Genomic DNA, 16,101 nt, shown 5'->3' with positions numbered 1-16,101 from the left:
CATTTGATCGATAGGTGACTCGCCCTTAGGGCGAGAGCACGACGCGGAACTTCGCCTGGGTGGTCTTGAGCAGATAGAGTTCGGTCGTTGCCAGCAGCCGCAGAACGTCATCGGTGATGGAGGCAACCGAACCTCCTGGCTGGACAAGAATCATCTCGAATTCAAGTCTCGCGCGGCGCGACTTTTCCTTGAAATAGGAAAGGTCTTTCATCTCGCCCTTCAGGAAGCGACTATAGCCTTCGCGAACCCAGGTTTCCTGCCGCCTTTTCAGGTCGTGATAGAGTGTCGGAAGCCCGGCATGCTTCGCGATGATGCTCTTCTGCGCCTGGCCGCAGACGATGTAAAAGTTGCGGATATCCTGCGACACCCGCGCCTCATGAGCGCCCTTGCAGTGGACGAGGCACAACCGGATTGTGTTCTCGTCTACGTCTTTCAAGCACACGAGGTCAGCTGCCTCGCCGTGACCGTCATCGTTGAAGATGACGTCGAACTCGCCCTTGAGCTGCTCGAACGTCCGGAACTGAATAGTCTTCTGGTCGCCTGTCTTGTGCATCGACTCCTTGTTCAGCTCGATGCCATCCCAGTTCCACGCCTCCAGCTTGTCGCGCTGAAAGAGACCAGCGTCCAGCCTCACTGGAATGTGGTAGCAGTTGTACGAGTAAGTCCCGTCTGCATAGCGAACGATGAAAGGATCCTTCTGGAGGTACTCCTCCAGCGGGACCGCCGGCAGCGTCCCGTGACGGAATCGGAGCGAGGGGCCGGAGATATGGTCGTGGCGGTAGCCACCTGGAATCTCCTCGTTGATGACGAGGGCGTATTGGGATGTCGCGCTGTCGCTTTCGATACGGAAAACGATTTCGCCGTTCGGTCCTACATCACCGAGATTCAGATCGACGGCGAAAACTGGGACTTCTGACGAACCAAAGATGACGAACTGCCGGTCGTTGAAGCGCATTTGCGCCTGTTCGCCCCATTGGGCCGATATCGGCCATGCGGAATGCGGCTTCGCCAGTTTCTCCGGACGAAGGAAGTCGCGGACAATGTTGCTCTCGCTCTCAACTTCGGACGAGACCTTCGCCCACGTCGCGGCGGTCCACTCTATCCAGTCCGATATCGTCCCGGATTTTTGCTGCCAGACCTTGCCGCGGCGCTGGGTTCCTCCCCAGAGGACGCGCTCTCCGTTCTCGTATCCAAGGCAGGCAAGGTTGTTGAGCGAGGACTCGGCCTTTTCGATGCTGGCGAGTCCTTCGGTGACGTTAGGCCCGAAATACGAGGTGAAGCTGATCGCACCGATACGCGACGAACCAAGGCTCTTCACAAGTGGCAGCTCGACATTGTTGAGAATGTTGAAGATGGGCGTGCCCGAGACCAGCATTGTCTCGTCATTCGTGACCGCCTTGGCGAGCTTCTCGGACCGTAACGCGTCGTAGTCGCTCGCAAAGAGGCAAAGCGCTCCAGCAACCTTGTCCCACCTGAGAATCAAGAGGTCGTAGATCGTGTCGTACACATTCTGGTAGTTGCCCCAGGCCACATCGCTATTACGGCACACCACAGCGACCAGAACGTTGTCCTGTTCACTGAGCGCGTACCAACTCTCTGAGTCTTTCTGAAGCACGGACTCGAAGGCCAAGGGGTTCCAATCCTCGCATCTCGTCCGGAAGAGCTGTGCTGAAAGTGACGGCCGGAGGTTCCAAAGCGAAAGGTTGGCATGGAGATCGCCAGACTCCTTGAGGGCAAGCACCACGTCCTGCAGCCGCAGCTCCTGCGAAATTCTCTCCTCGCTCAAGCGCTTGATGAGCAGATCCCAGTCGGCTCCTTCTGCGTAGAGGTCGGCGAGTTTTACTTCTGCATTAGGGTCGGCAACATTGGTCACGACCGTGGCCTCGCCGATTTTGTCGGCGGGACCTTTGCGGGTGAAGCGGCCGATGAACTGCAGTGTTACGGCAAGCGACTTATGCGTGTCGTGAAGGGCCGCGACCTTGAGGTATGGCAGGTCGAATCCTTCGCCCAGCATGTCAACGCAGATGACGATCCGGGCTCCATCGGCTCCTCGATCGAAGAGCTGGGCCATAGCCTCGCGATTGATCAAGCTGCGCCCGGGACCAGAGTATACGACGACCGGTTTGAGGTCCGGAGCGAGGCGCTGGTAGATGCGGCCCACCGCTTCGGCCCGGTCCTTTGACGACGTCCGCGCCATCAGCAGGTGATCGAGCTTCAGGTCGTCCCGGTCATGGCGGAGTGTCGCAATGGCTTCATTGGCAATTGCGACATCGCGGGCTTGCTCGTCCCCGTATTCTTCGATCGTTTTGAGGTTTATAGGGCGGTAGTAGCCGGCGGCCTGGGCATCACCGAGCTTGTAGTTAAAGATGATTTTGCCATCGACGCGCTTGCCGTCGCGCCGGAACGGCGTCGCGGTGAATTGGAGAATACGCTTCGCAGCGAAGTGCTCCCGAACACCCTGCCACGTCCTGGCAGTGATGTGGTGGGCCTCATCGACGATAAGGTCGGAGCATGCGTCTGCAAGACGGCGGACTACCGCGGCGTCCGAGGCCTCGAGGACGTTCGGAAGGGCAACGATGACATTTGCGTTCTGGATGATCGAATCCAGTTCATCCGCCGACCTTATGCCAGTGGTGATGATTGCGACACGAGGCTTGGCGAGGTCGTGCGTGATGACCTGGGCCATGGGCAGGATGCCAAGGCTAATGAACTTGCCGGCGATTTGGCTTCGCAGTGTATCGCTGGGAACGAGGACGAGTGTGTGTCCAAGCCGTCGGTAGACGAGCGTTGCCAGCATGGTTTCTGTTTTGCCGGTGCCGGTCGGAAGGACGATGGAGGCTGGTTCAAAACTGGAGCCGACTGCAAAGTGGGCGGAGATCGCGTGCAGCGCGCCGATCTGCGGAGTGCGCAGGCCCGGGAGGTCGTGCTCCTCGTCCTCGGTCCGAAAATCGAATCTGTTGATCCATGACTGCAGGACCTTTTCCGGCGTGTCGGCGTATGTCGCCAATTCGCCTTGGGAATCCCATTGGATCTCAAAGGTCTCAGGAAGGTTGTCGGGGTCGTCGACGCTTGGTGCCACGACCACTGGCAGCGTCGTGGATACCCGGCGCGCCCCCTTTCGGCGAAAGAGAATCTCGCGGTACGGAGGACGGAGCTCCGTAGTGATGAGATCGTGCCCCTTGATCTGTGACGGTGAGATTTGTGCCTTCGTGGAAGCGCCGCCAAAGACGCGCTGAACGATACGATTGCCGCCAACCTTCAGGCCGCGATCTGGCAGTGCTGGGAAATTGAGGGTGCCACGCCAAGTAGGGAATAGGCTCATGTCGCAGTGTCTTAGAGAGTTGAGCGGTACTTTCCATATGCAGTCTGCATCTAATAATGACGAAGGCTGAAAAGGCGAATCAGCACGGATGAATTTGGTCCCTTTTGAGGGTTATGAACAGAAATATGTGTTTTGCATTCGGATATGCAGTCGACTTCAGGCTGCGGTAGTAAATCATGGAATTCGCCTGCTAGACAACTCTATTGGCACGAGGGTCACACCTTTGCTGGGCTGTCTCGCCGCTGCAGAAATTGGGCGCCCGCTGTTCGCTCATCGGTACCAAAACCGCAGTCAGCTCCGGCGCCCCGGGAGAGGATCTATGCCGTGCCGTCGAAACCATTCGGCTGGGTCGACGCGGCAATGCGGCAATAAGGTAATTGCGGTCGATTGCGAAGTTGCCGGTCGGATCACCGACAGTGGCTGCAAGGAGCGTCTCGGTGTCCTCCAAGGCTTTCCGAGTGGGAGGAGTTTATCGCGATCAATGTGCAGTCCGATAGTTGCTTTTCTTAGAAGTTTATCGCCATCTTGTCTTGCGGAAGGGGGGTGCGCATGCGCAATGTGAAGGGGACGCGACATAGCCTTCGTAGTAGCCGGCAGCTGTCAATCATTGCCCAGGATCCATCTGTCAAAGTTGACGATCGGATTGTTAGAGCATCGATTGATGTTCCCGCCGAAGAACTGTTGCCGGGTCCACGCGGCTACAGGGTTGTCGTCGTAGACTATGATCCGACGGCTAATGCCCTGTATCAGCCGGCGAGCTTATCATCGGGGCTCGAAGGGGAGTACACTGACCCTTTTCAGGAAGCGCCGGACGAAACGCTTCTTTCTGATCCGCGGTTTCACGCTCAAAACGTCTATGCAATTGCTATGCGTATTCTGGCTCGCTTCGAGTTTGCCCTTGGCCGGCGGGTGCAATGGGGATGCGAGGGCCATCAACTCAACATCTTGCCACACGCATTCGCCGAGCCAAACGCTTTTTACTCGCGCGATGATCGATCGTTGTTTTTCGGATATTTCGAAAGCTTTCCCGACAAACAGGACAACACGCACACAGTATTTTCCTGTCTGTCACACGATGTCATCGCTCACGAAACGACGCACGCGATCCTAGATGGACTGCGCTCGCGGTATCTCGAACCGTCGTCGCCGGATCAAGGCGCCTTTCATGAGGGTCTTGCAGACGTCGTCGCGCTGCTTTCCATTTTTGCGCTTCCTGATGTCGTCGGCGCTGCACTCGATGGAATGGCCGGCGGAGCATTGATCGACCAAGCGCTGCTCGAAAGGGACACGCTCGCCAATTCGGTCCTCTTCCGCCTGGCAGACGAAATGGGACAAGAAATGAGTGGCGTCCGAGGTTGCGCGCTGCGCCATTCGATCAAGCTGCCGCCCGGCAAGAATTACATGGATGATCCAGAATATCAGGAGGTTCACAAACGCGGGGAGCTGCTCGTTGCAGCCATGTTGCGCTCATTCCTCGACATCTGGATCAGTCGCCTGAGCCGCATCGGTACGATCGTCGACGGGCAAAAGGATCGGTCCCTGGTCATAGAGGAAGGTGCGCGTGCCGCAGACCATCTTCTGACCATGGCCATTCGTGCCATCGACTATTGCCCACCCATCGATCTTTCATTTTCCGACTACCTCTCCGCTCTTTTAACCGTCGACCGTGAAGTCGTCCCCGACGACCGCTATGGCTACCGGGGCGCGTTGCTGGCGAACTTCAAGGATTTCGGCATCTTTCCCAGCAAACGGGCCGCCGCTGACGGAACTTGGCTGCGTTGCGACGACGAAATGATCTACAGCCGGACGCATTTCGACTCGATGCTACGGGATAACGAGGAGGTGTTCCGCTTCGTGTGGGAAAACCGAAGAACGCTAAAGATCGGCGACATCGGTTACATCGAGGTGCAATCGGTGCGCCCGAGCGTGCGCATCGCGCCCGACGGTTTCGTTTTGCGCGAGACGATCGCCGAATATGTGCAGGTCCTGACAGTCACGGCCGGCGAGCTTCGTCAGGATTTCAACGTCGACGTCCCAGACGGCATAAGATTTTGGCGTCCTTTGCGGCTGCTCGGCGGCGGAACGCTGATCTTCGACGAATATGGCCAGCTGAAGTATCAGATCGCCAATCATCTGTTGAAGGATCGAGGCGACAAGAAGCGACAAGGGGACCGGCTCGCTTATCTCTGGAAGCAGGGCCTCATGGATACGAAGAATGACAGGGCAGGGAATTTCTCCGCTCTGCATCTCGCGCGAAGCGGTGTGCAGGAGAGGGCCGGATGAAGCCAAGCCGCGTAGTCATCACTTCTTACCAAGTGGGTTTTGGCGACTGCTTCCTGCTCTCGTTCGAATACCCGAACGAGCAGCGGCATGTCCTGATTGATTTCGGTTCGACCGGGTTGCCTGATGGCGTCCCGAAAAACCAGCTCGAGCTGATCGCCAATAACATTGCCGAGCGGACGAAAGACCAGAGATTGGCGGTCGTCGCTACCCACCGCCACAAGGACCATATTTCCGGCTTTGCGACGAAGAAGCAGCGACCATCATCCGGAAAGACGATCGCGGACCTGAAACCGGAACTGGTTTTGCAGCCGTGGACAGAGGATCCGAAACTAGCCGTCGATGCCAAGGGTCCGTTGCCGCCAGGAGTATCGCTCTCCGCTCATCATGTTTCCTCGCTGGCCGCCATGCAGCAGGTCGCTGGCGCGATCTTCAGCGAGGTCAAGCGCGTACGCTATCTGTCGCCTTCGCTACGCCAGGAGCTTTCTTTCATGGGCGAGAACAACCTCGCCAATCTCGATGCCGTCGAAAACCTGATGACGATGTCGGCCACCCGAGAATATGCGAAAGCTGGCGATAAGACTGCGCTTGAAGACCTGCTGCCCGGGATCAAGATCGACATCCTGGGACCACCCTCAATCGAGCAGTCGGAAAAAATCACCAAGCAGCGCAGCCGTGACCAGGACGAATTCTGGCACCTCATGGCTAATGCTGCGTCCTCCCTCGGCCCAACAAAAGTGCAAAGGGTTGCTCCACTCTTTCCCGATTTTACAGTTGACCGGACCGCTGGCCGTTTCCCGATAGATGCTCGTTGGATCATCAGTCAAGCGAAGCGCCTACGCGCCGACCAGATGTTGAGACTCGTACGCATCCTGGACAATGTGTTGAACAATACGAGCCTGATCCTACTGTTTCGCTGTGGATCGAAGAGCCTTCTTTTTCCGGGCGATGCGCAGATCGAAAATTGGTCATTTGCGCTAGGCCAGGCTGCCGTGCGGGAGAAACTCAAAAAGGTCGATCTCTACAAAGTCGGCCATCACGGCAGCCTTAACGCGACACCGAAATCGCTGTGGGATCTCTTTGACCGAAAGTCTGTCGAAGACAATCCAGATCGGCTCCAGACCTTGATGTCGACGATGGCTCACAAGCATGGGGACGAAGAACGGCGCACCGAGGTTCCTCGCCAGACACTAGTGCAGGCGCTTGACCGCCAAAGCGCGCTCTTCACAACGCAAAGCCTGAATGAGAACGAGCTCTTCCACGAAACCTCCTTGGATCTGTCATGAGCGAGATGCCAGCCCTCCCTCCGGCAGGTCCGCTGGCCAGCAGTCGAAACCTCGTCATCTGCTGCGACGGAACCTCCAACCAGTTCAGCGAAGACCGTACTAATGTCGCCAAGCTGTGCCGCATTCTCCGCAAGGATCGCGATCGCCAGCTCGTCTATTACCATCCTGGGGTCGGCACCAAGGCCCCACCCGGCTTTGTCACGGGTTTTGGCACCAAGCTTGCGAAAGTCGCCGGGCTTGCCTTCGGCTATGGGCTGAAGAGCGACATCGTCGACGCCTATATTTTCATCATGACGCATTTCCGCCCAGGGGATAATCTGTTCGTCTTCGGCTTCAGCCGCGGCGCCTACACTGCGCGTGCGCTGGTTGCCCTCATCAAGATGTATGGCCTTCTGATGCCCGGCAACGACGCGCTGGTTCCCTATTTGGTGGATATGTTTTGGGCAATCGGTAAAGCACGCGAAAACAAAGACCGCCGTGACGCCTACTTCAAGCTTGCAGCCGACTTCAGGCAAGAGCTTGCGACCCCAGATTGTCGGCCGCATTTCGTCGGGGTTTGGGACACGGTCAGTTCCGTTGGATGGATCGGTTCACCCACGGCTCTGCCATACACGCACTACAATCCGGATATCGCGGTGCTGCGTCATGCCGTCGCTTTGGACGAGAGGCGGGCATTTTTTCGCACCAACCTTGCCGCAACGCCTGAGGGTAAGGACGTTCGGCAGATATGGTTTGCAGGCGCCCATGGTGACGTCGGCGGCGGTTATAGGGAAGGTCAAAGCGGACTGTCACGCATTGCACTAGGTTGGATGCTCGAGGAAGCGGAAAAGCATGGGTTGTTGCTAGAAGACGCGGCCAAAGCCGACCTGCTTCAACAAATCGCGGCCGATGCCGAAAAGTACGACCTTCCAATCCACGACTCCATGACTTGGAAATGGTGGGTTGCGGAATTCGTGCCGAAGCGGCGTTACGACGCCTCGACGGACCACAAGGGCTGGCGCGTCAATCTCTTCGGCCGGAGAGACCCGGGACCCGATCCAATCCTCCACGACAGCGTCTGGACGCTACCTTGCTATCAGATCCCGCCGGGATCGAGAATGGCATCCAAAGTTTGGCCGGCTGAAACCGGCTAAAATATTATGAATGACATCGAGAAACACCGGTTCTCTGACGAAACTCTCACAATAGAACCCAGTCTGCGCGAACAGATTGCTGACTGATTACGAGCCTTGTACGGTTTGCTGTTGATGATGCGAATAGAGCTGCGCGAGGTGCCCGGTCCGCAACAGCGGAAGACGCCGTCAAGCAGCTAGATCATTGAACTTTCTGAGGAAGGCCTCTTTTAGCGATACGTCGACCGTCAGTGCGATACCGCAATCGTTGATGTAGCCTTCGACAACGGCTTGGAAGCTGTCGCGATAGACGATCTTCCTTTGGCAATCGACGGCGATGGCTCCGGTCACCCAGATAATCCACCCATCCTTCGTTCTGGCCTCATGCAAAAGCGCACAGCGGATATTTGTGTAGAAATCCTCGGCCTGTGCCTTTGAAAATAGTTTGTCGAAGGGTGCCGTCGTAAGCAGGAAATCAACAAAGAGTTCGCCGCTCTTCTGATATTCGTGCGGCGGTTGCGCGTTCCTGTGACGATAGTTCTTGCCGGCGCGGGTTGCCGCAAGAAGCTCTATTAGCGGGCACTGAATCGAAACGATGGTGAAACCCTCGCCCTCCCATTCACCTTTATCCCGCACCATCGCGATGGGCTGGAGATAGCCGCTACGGAGTCTGCCGAGCAGAAATTTGTCGAAAGCTTCAGCCCACATGTCACCGTCGCCGCCGGGCCCGAGCTGCTTGGCAAACTTCGTCCAATCATCCTTTGTTTTGCCCGGAGCGATAAACTCGGACCGAGCGCTGGCGCTGGTGGCAGTTTGGCTCAACGCTGGTCTCCCGACCGGCGGCTAAGGCGCTCATGCTCGGACATGAGGAAAATGATATAGCTGCGGATGAGATTGCAATAGAGCCTGCCATCGGCAGGTCCGATGGTGATGCTAGATTTGAGTTCGGCGCCGTGGCGGACGCCGCCGCCCGTTGGCGATGAAAGGTAGCCGTGAATTGCGCCAAGCGAGCTCAGAACCTGCTCCAGCATCCCTTCTGGCGGCGCCTGAGTTCATTCGCGATTTTGTTGAAATATCTTCCTTCGACGGTTGCTTCGCGTGCCTGCAGCCCGCGAAAGGCAGTCATCACTAATTCCATCGGCCATAGGATTTCCCCTACCGCTTGCCCCGGTCGGTTTTCCGCAAGCAGTAGTTGCGACCGCCTGAAGGACTCGCTGATAATCTTCTGCGCCTTTTCGTCGAGCGATTCATATCACGCCGGAACGGGGATCCGGCATTGTGTTCGGCGAGTATCCGATTCAGGCGGGCTATGTCCGGCAAAGCGATGTCAGGGTTGCTGCAAGCCTCGCATGCCTCGTAGAACGCATCAATGAACAACGGTGCGTTCTGCCTCGCAGAAACCATGCTGTTGTAAAGCTCAGATTCTGCCCAACTTACATCCGAGCTCGAATATGCGGTTGCTCCATACGAGTTGGAAAAATAGCTATTGAAATGCTCCAGGATACGTTCGCGAAGGACGTTGCGACGTGATGATGCCGACGAGCGAGTTGAACTCGTTCACCACGGCGCGCGGAATTTCTCCGGGCGAGTCAAATCTCCAAGCTGCTTCGAACTGCATAGCGAGCCCCATCACAAACTACGCAAGAAGGACTGACCTTGCAAAGGTTATAGTGGTCTGCATGATCGCCGCGCTGGCTATTATGCTGGCAGCTCTGAGGACCAGCCTTGACTACGGGCCGGCGGCGCGGAATCGACCGGGAAGAACCCATAGCGACCGACGCCTTCGATCTTCGTGAATTTCACTGCCTGCTCTGAGGCTTGAATGTCGGCTGGTGGATCGGTGTTTTCGATGACCAGCACCTGCCTGTCGTCTTCCAGTTTCGCAAGGAACTCGAAAAAATGTGAGTTCAGGTCGGTGCCGCTGAGATCGTCTCCGTCTCCTTCCGGCTCCCGGTATGAAAGCAGGGGAGAGTCAAGGACAACGAAACCGGGATGCGGGGTGTCGGATTGCCTGCAATACTGGAGAAGGCTGATCGTGAACGCTGCCTGCGTGATGGCGCGCAAGCCTTTGCCGAACGAGGTGCGGTTTTTGCCGTTGATGACAAGGTCGCGCGTCTTGGCATCGAAGTGAACGCGGTCGATCTCGGGGAAATGCCAGGCTTTCAGTATGGATAGAACGATCGTCGCAAATTTGTCGGCGGTACTGCTGGGCAGATCGACATCGCTGAGGCTATTGCCACCATCGCCGGACTGATCGCCTTCTCGCTCCAGCGCGGCCTTTCTATGCTCAAGGTCCGATAAGCCGCGATGAATCGCAAGTGCTTCGCGCACTTCACCATCTTTGTCGGCCAATTGTTTGTAGGCTGTTCTGAGCTGGCGCAGATTGGGAGCGACGACGCGATCGATCTCGCCGGACACCGATGCAAGCTGTTCCTCGAGAGCCGGAAGGCGGCGCTCGAAGCTCACGGCTTCCTTGCGCAATGTTCCAATCGTCTGCGTCAACTCGCTTTGACGCAGTTCGATCTTTCGTATCTCTGACTGAGCGGCGGCGATCGCCTTGTCGACATCGAAATCGCATTCGGACTTGCGATGATGTTCCGGAGCCGAACCGCAGAACGGACAGTTGCCGGCACCAAGGGCGGCAAAAAGGCTGCCCGCTTCTTCAATGCCGCGCAATCTGTCCGTATCGGACCGATAGTGCGCATCGAGCAAAGTGAAGCGGTCCAGGAGCGAGGTTATTTCGGTAAGCCGGTCTCTTCCTTCTTCGACGCGGCGCGCGATATCTCTGCGACGTCCGGCGGCGTCCTTGAACTCGGATTCGGTGACGGCAAGAAGCTCGCTTTGCGATCGCATGGAGTCATCAAGCCGCTCGCGCTGGGCTTCCAGCTCATTGGGCGGACCGGCCAGTTCTTTGACCTGGCGACGGTGGCTTTCAATCAACTGGTCGAGCAGGTCGAGCTGGGCGCTGCGGCTTTGTTCTTCCGGGGTACGCGGCTGCATGGTCGCGAGTGTGGAGTCGTCGACTCCGGTGAGCAGAAGCTTGAAGACGGCAGTGTTGGTCGTGTCGGCCGTATAGTTGCCGTCGGAGAGCGGCGAGCGCTGCTGGATAATCTCTTCCTCGTTGATGATCACAAGGCGGGCAAGATTGCGAAAGCTCAGGCTGTTCGTGTCGCCGCGTTTGTTTCTTCTCACGCGTTTATGGGCGAGGTCGAGCTTTGCGAGCAGGTAGGCCGAGAGGTTTTCCTCATTTCGGTCACTATGGATATCGGCGAGCGTCTTGCCCTCGCCCTCGGGGAGCGTGTCGGAATAAAGACCTTCGAAGAGGCGAAAGGCTCCGCCTTCGGTGCTTCGCACCAGTGTGAACTGATGCCCGTCCAGCGATTCCATTGCGAGCAGAATCTGGTCGTAGCCGACCCGCTCTGGAATATCGCGCAGCGGTCCCTTACCGCCGAGCATGAAATCGATGGCGTCGACAATGAAGGATTTTCCGGTGTTCGACGCGCCGTGAACGACATTGAGGCCTGGACCGAAGGCTATGGTCGCGCGTTCGCGCGCCGGTCCGTGAAAACTGAGATGCCGCAGACGTAGACCTTTTGTCATGCGCGTGCTCCCAGACTTCGTTCGACGTTCTGGAACTCCACGACCCAGGTATCGAAAAATTTGCGCATCAATGCATCAAGGGCAGAATCCGTATAGTCGGCGAGATGATAGACAAGCCAGTCCGCGCGGCTCTTCAGGGCAGTCAGGTAGGGAGTCTCTAAAGAATCGAGGAACATCGCGGCCGACTCACCGGCGCGATAGGAGATTCCGTTCTCGTCGACGACGCGCACCACCAGGTCGCGGGTCATCATCAAGTGTAGCGCGTCCTGAACCACACGGCGCCGGACTTCCGTTGCCGGCGTCTGGATCGGCGTTGCCGGATGAAGGTCGTCGGGTCCACCCAGTTGATGCGTTCGAACCAGCAGATAGTCGAACGCTGTCAGCCGCTGGATGTCATAGGCGCGCGGAAATGCAAAGCCCAGAACCGCGACCGCGCGAACGCCTGCCTCAAGGGGACCGTTGAAAGTCAGCGAAAACTGGTCGCGCGCTACTTCGTCCATTTTAGACGGTCTTCATTGGCAAGCTGATGGCAGATACCGCGCTTATCTTTCACGAGTGCGCTCCCACCCAGCGGATGGGCGTCGAGCAAAACATCCTGCGCTGCCTGTGTTACAGCCTTGACGCGCTCAAACCCGTCAGCATGGTCGCCATCCGCAGTGTCCGCTACACCATGATAGATTTCATCCTGCAAGCCCTCGAATGTGCCGGGCTCCACCTTGTCCCGAACAAAAACGCGTAAAGCTTCCGCGTGGTAAAAGCATTCACGCTGCCGTTTGAAGTGATCTTCGAGCGGCTTCCACGCCTTTAGCGCGGCCAGGCCGGGAACTTCCGTTTTGGTGTGGTCGGCGTAGGCTGCCAGCAGGCGCGCCACATAGACGCTCTCGTGCTCCGCCAGATCGGACGGCGGTGCGCCAACGACGGGCCGTGGCGGCAGGCCGCCGCCGAAACGTGCGATGAAATACTGCGTGGTGCGATGTTGCTCGATGATTTCGCGGGGCGACACTGGCTGGAAGATCGAGAAGTCGAAGGCATCGACATATTCGGCGAACTTGCCTTCGAGCTTTATGAGCTGCGTTGCGGTGATCTTGTCGGCGACAGCTTTCGGCCACGCCTCGATTAGCGCCGCCTTTAGCGCGGGACTATTCGTCAGGTACTGGGTGAGCGTCGTTCCGGTGCCGCGCGGCGCGACGAAGTAGTAGGCACGCGGCGGCGCAAACTCGCCGCGAAATGAATACCAGAGCATCTTGCCGATTTCGGGCCACGCGGTGCCGGGTGTGATGGCGTCGCGATAGTGTTTGCACTGGTAGTTGTCCCAGACGCCTTGCAGATAATTCTTGTCTTCGAACCCGGCCACATCGATGCCGCGATCGTTCGCGCCGGTATAACGCAGGACCTTGTGATACTTGGTTTTGAGGGACGAGACCCACTCGTCGACGAAGGTCTCCCATTGCGCCGGATCGTAGATGACGATGCGGACCAGAGGCTCGATTGGCGGCCCGCTCTGCACCTGCGTTGGTGAGAGCATCGTCGGGCTCGGCAGCGGCGGCGCTATTTCGGCAAAATCCGCTGATGCGCCGTCCATCGACGGCGCATCAGCGTCGCGGCTTGCAGTCAAGATTTCTGAATCTCCCACCATGTTTCTATAAGGAGTTCGCGCCAAGTTGTTGTCAACAAGCGTTTAACTCGGTCAACCAGGTAATACCCAAGTGTAGCGGCGATCAGGATTTGCGCGGCGATCCCTGGCACGGTCGCCTTCTCGAAGGTCTTGTGATAGTTGGTCATCAACAGGCTGCAGTTCTTGGCCTTCGAGACCACGAATTCCAGTAGGACGACCTTCGGTTGAGCACGATGTCAAGCTGGCCGATCCGAAGTTTTTGGCTGTGTGGTGGGCAAGACCCAGACGATTACCTCCGCGCCGCGTGGATGCCCTCCGTGCCTACCTATGGAAAAACTCCCCAGCTCGTCGTTGGATCGCTTGCCCATCCCCGCTGCAATCTCACAAGATCGGGCGCTTAGTGCGGGGTTCCTCGATCTTCAAAGAATCAAGGGCTCACCGAGCTCGTGGAACGGCCGCGTTTCCACACGGTGGAAACCTAGCTATCAAAATCGATGTTCTCTCTTTGTGCTGAAAAAGTCGCATAATTGGCAGTCTGGAATAGAGTGGACGTTGAGACTGGCGAGCCTGCATCCCCGGTGTAAATCGAAATCTAGATGCCGAGACAGATCCACACCAGTTCCTTTCAGCTGCAGAACACACTTGTCCCTCAGCATCACGTGGTTGCTCGACGACCAGCAAGTATGCCCCCGCTTTCGGCATCCCCTGATGACCTCACAGGCACGGCTTGCGACCGGCTTTCTTCCAACGGTCTTTGAATTTGACCGCACTAGGCATGCCTCTTTCGCGCTGGCAGAATATGCCGAAGCGGCCGTAATTTGCCCGGTTGTTCGGCAGGAGTGTGGCTGACCGACCTGAGTGCGTTTTCGATTTTATTCTCGCACCAAAATTCGAGAGCGTCTGATCGGCGACCCCTTTAGTACCGTCCAATTCAGCTTCGCCAGCCTCACAACCCGTGTCCAACTCCAGAAAAGTTACCGATCGCCTTACGGGCGCGATACAAAGGGCACAGGCTGAACTTGGCTGCCGGGGGCAGGATTTGTCGACCGCTCGATCGAAAGTGCGAGATGAGGAGGAGAACCACCAACCTGCAGAGCGGCAAGACGCTCGCCTACCTCCCTGTCAGTCACAGTTAGTCGATGGTTTAGACGAAGATAGTCCGTCCATGTCGGCGTGCGGAATGTCTCGGTCCAAAGAGTCGGCTTCTGAAGGTCGCGCTGGAGTGTCCAGTCCCGCGCACCGGCACGGCTCTGAACGCGCCGCCTTTCGCGCATGCAGCTCAGAAATTCCGCGATATTCTCCTCGGGGATCGAATACGCCACCTTGATCATGATCGGGCCGCTCCTGGGCTTCGGATTGATGGCCAGTTCTGGAGGCGTGAAGTCGAAGGCCCCTTGATCAGATTCTTCCCACGGCCGTATCGGCAATAGCTTTCCCGCAGCTGCAACCAGCAACAGTGCCCCTGCAGCACCTTCCAAAGCCCACGTCAGGGAATAGTTCTGCGCGACAGTACCCCAGATCCAGCTGCCGGCTGCCATGCCGCCGTAGGTCAAAGCGTAGTAGATCGACAGAGTGCGACCAACGACCCACCTTGGGCTTGCCAACTGCACACACACGTCGGTTCCGGTCCAGGTGACAACCCAGCCAGCGCCACCGATTGCAAGCGCGATCGCCGCCACGGCCACCGATGATGTGATAGCCAGTAAAAGGCAACACGTTGCGCAGGCAACGGACGCGAGCGTGATCAATCGATTTTGGGACGTGATGCCTCTCAAGTAGCCATTGCCAACGCCGGCGATGAAGGCGCCTGTGCCGAAGCCGGCCAACAGGACCCCGTAAACAATTGGCCCACCTGCCAGTTGGTCGCGAACGAGGAGGGGGAGCAGAGCAAGGATCGAGATGCTTGACAGCCCGAACAGGGTTGCCCGCACAATCGCCACTCTTATCTCCGAGGAGATCGCCGTGAAGCGCATGCCATCATGAATGGCCGTCGTCATCCGCTCGCGCGGAAGAGGCGAAGAGCGAACTTGCCATTTGGAGCGCAGGACAGCGCTCAATGGGACCAAGTCGCTCAGCGCTGCAAAGGCGAATGCCGTGAGGGGGCCCAGCAACGCCAAAATTACACCGCCCAGCGCCGGTCCTATGCTTCGAACAACGTTGTACCCCACCGACATCAGCGTCACTGCAGCGGGTATCTCGCACTTTTCCAGGATATCGCCGACGGAAGCGTGCCAGGCTGGATCATTCAAGGCAAAGCCGCATCCGGCCAAGAAACTCAGTCCCAGGATCAGCCATGGGCTGACAAAGCCCAGCCCCACAGAGAGCGCCAGGGCTGTGGATGCCAGTGCGATCAGGCAATGTCCGGCAAGCATCACCCCGCGGCGGCTGAAGCTGTCTGCAATCGCTCCAGCAAGAATCGACAAGAAGAAGGCGGGCAGTGTCGATGCAGCCTGCACCAGCGCAACCATTAGATCGGAGGCTGAGATCGTGGCCATGAGCCAGCTGATGGCAACGCTCTGTACGAGCCAGCCAAGGCTGGATATCTGCGTGGCTGTCCAAATCGAACGAAAGACCGGGTTCTGAAGAGGGATTAGTGTGGTTGCCGCAAAGGGCGGGGAATCTTGACGCGGCATGACTTCTCACCTTCTCCAAGTGTTCTTTCGTCCACCTGCTGACAGCGGTGCGCTTTGCGCACAGCCTGCGTCACAACCAAGTTCCGATATCGCGCTGGCAACAAAGTAGATGTCGCATCCACGGTGCTGATGCGCGATGAGAGTGCCTGTTGGGCGTCAGCTAGGGTCAGGACTCATTGATCCAGAAGATGAAGGCTGCAGCGAAGGCGATCGCCGACAGGAAGGTGTGAGCACATCGGTCGTACCTAGTGTG

The 16,101-nt window shown here is 57.6% G+C and carries 11 protein-coding genes; 3 read left to right on the top strand and 8 right to left on the bottom strand.

What is annotated here, in order from left to right; translation table 11 throughout:
• Window positions 1-25: 25 nt before the first annotated feature.
• Window positions 26-3,322, bottom strand: coding sequence for a DEAD/DEAH box helicase (locus tag HNQ71_RS31665; protein WP_184877937.1), 3,297 nt, complete (start codon window positions 3,320-3,322; stop codon window positions 26-28).
• A gap of 549 nt (window positions 3,323-3,871) precedes the next feature.
• Between HNQ71_RS31665 and HNQ71_RS31660 the strand changes: the two genes are divergently transcribed.
• The 3 genes from HNQ71_RS31660 to HNQ71_RS31650 are packed head-to-tail and all read left to right on the top strand — an operon-like array spanning window position 3,872 to window position 8,021.
• A complete protein-coding gene (locus HNQ71_RS31660; RefSeq protein WP_184877936.1) occupies window positions 3,872-5,605 on the top strand; it encodes a gluzincin family metallopeptidase in 1,734 nt (577 codons plus the stop codon).
• Entirely contained in the window at window positions 5,602-6,888 is a 1,287-nt protein-coding gene (locus tag HNQ71_RS31655) for a ComEC/Rec2 family competence protein (protein ID WP_184877934.1), read from the top strand. Before HNQ71_RS31660 ends, HNQ71_RS31655 begins: the two co-directional genes overlap by 4 nt.
• Window positions 6,885-8,021: a T6SS phospholipase effector Tle1-like catalytic domain-containing protein gene (locus tag HNQ71_RS31650; RefSeq protein ID WP_184877932.1), complete on the top strand. Its 1,137-nt coding sequence runs from the start codon at window positions 6,885-6,887 to the stop codon at window positions 8,019-8,021. The genes HNQ71_RS31655 and HNQ71_RS31650 overlap by 4 nt, the downstream gene beginning before the upstream one ends.
• A 168-nt stretch (window positions 8,022-8,189) precedes the next feature.
• Here the strand turns inward: HNQ71_RS31650 and HNQ71_RS31645 are convergent, their stop codons facing one another.
• From HNQ71_RS31645 to HNQ71_RS31615, 7 genes are all read right to left on the bottom strand, one after another.
• On the bottom strand, window positions 8,190-8,822 hold the full coding sequence (locus HNQ71_RS31645; protein ID WP_184877931.1) for a hypothetical protein: 633 nt from the start codon (window positions 8,820-8,822) through the stop codon (window positions 8,190-8,192).
• A complete protein-coding gene (locus HNQ71_RS35120; RefSeq protein WP_246462226.1) occupies window positions 8,819-9,031 on the bottom strand; it encodes a hypothetical protein in 213 nt (70 codons plus the stop codon). Before HNQ71_RS35120 ends, HNQ71_RS31645 begins: the two co-directional genes overlap by 4 nt.
• A gap of 667 nt (window positions 9,032-9,698) precedes the next feature.
• The gene (locus HNQ71_RS31635) at window positions 9,699-11,600 is read right to left on the bottom strand and encodes an AAA family ATPase (protein ID WP_184877929.1); all 1,902 of its coding nucleotides are present in this window, start codon (window positions 11,598-11,600) and stop codon (window positions 9,699-9,701) included.
• Entirely contained in the window at window positions 11,597-12,100 is a 504-nt protein-coding gene (locus HNQ71_RS31630; RefSeq protein WP_008877498.1) for an ABC-three component system middle component 2, read from the bottom strand. Before HNQ71_RS31630 ends, HNQ71_RS31635 begins: the two co-directional genes overlap by 4 nt.
• A complete protein-coding gene (locus HNQ71_RS31625) occupies window positions 12,088-13,215 on the bottom strand; it encodes an ABC-three component system protein (protein WP_246462225.1) in 1,128 nt (375 codons plus the stop codon). The genes HNQ71_RS31630 and HNQ71_RS31625 overlap by 13 nt, the downstream gene beginning before the upstream one ends.
• Window positions 13,212-13,382 carry a hypothetical protein gene (locus HNQ71_RS31620; RefSeq protein ID WP_184877927.1) on the bottom strand — a complete coding sequence of 57 codons (171 nt, stop codon included), beginning with the start codon at window positions 13,380-13,382 and terminating at the stop codon, window positions 13,212-13,214. Before HNQ71_RS31620 ends, HNQ71_RS31625 begins: the two co-directional genes overlap by 4 nt.
• Window positions 13,383-14,201: 819 nt before the next feature.
• Window positions 14,202-15,848 (bottom strand): MFS transporter, encoded by a 1,647-nt coding sequence (locus HNQ71_RS31615; protein WP_184877926.1) that lies wholly within the window; start codon window positions 15,846-15,848, stop codon window positions 14,202-14,204.
• Window positions 15,849-16,101 lie beyond the last annotated feature (253 nt).

Source organism: Mesorhizobium sangaii (genome assembly GCF_014207355.1).
GTDB lineage: Bacteria > Pseudomonadota > Alphaproteobacteria > Rhizobiales > Rhizobiaceae > Mesorhizobium > Mesorhizobium sangaii.
Note: the sequence above shows the minus strand (reverse complement) of the source record. Positions and strands in the feature narration are given on the sequence as shown.